Annotated in this window: 2 rRNA genes; both read right to left on the bottom strand. The window is 48.4% G+C overall.

What is annotated here, in order from left to right:
* Window positions 1-15 precede the first annotated feature (15 nt).
* Window positions 16-128, bottom strand: a 5S ribosomal RNA gene (rrf, locus tag AC0V2Y_RS28985).
* A 144-nt stretch (window positions 129-272) separates the two neighbouring features.
* Window positions 273-488: ribosomal RNA gene (locus tag AC0V2Y_RS28980) — 23S ribosomal RNA — on the bottom strand; the annotation flags it as partial.

Below are 488 nucleotides of genomic sequence, written 5' to 3'. Positions count from 1 at the left end.
TACTGCGAATAACAAGCCTGACGATAACCTACTTTCACACTGGTTGCAGCACTATCATCGGCGCAAAGTTGTTTCACGGTCCTGTTCGGGATGGGAAGGGGTGGGACCAACTTGCTATGGTCATCAGGCATAACTTGTACCGGCATTTGTCCTCAGTGGAGCGACAAAGCCATGAATCTGGAAGAAGCGGATTATTTAGAATTTTGGGTAATGATTGCGATCAACAACTTCGCAACATGTACTTTCTTATCCTCTGCACCTGCTAAGGTTATAGGGACAAGCCGTACGGGCAATTAGTACTGGTTAGCTTAATGCATTACTGCACTTCCACACCCAGCCTATCAACGTCCTGGTCTCGAACGACCCTTCAAAGAGCTCAAGGCTCTGGGAAATCTCATCTCAAGGCAAGTTTCCCGCTTAGATGCTTTCAGCGGTTATCTCTTCCGAACTTAGCTACCCGGCAATGCCACTGGCGTGACAACCGGTAC

The organism is Janthinobacterium sp. BHSEK (assembly GCF_056174685.1).
Note: the sequence above shows the minus strand (reverse complement) of the source record. Positions and strands in the feature narration are given on the sequence as shown.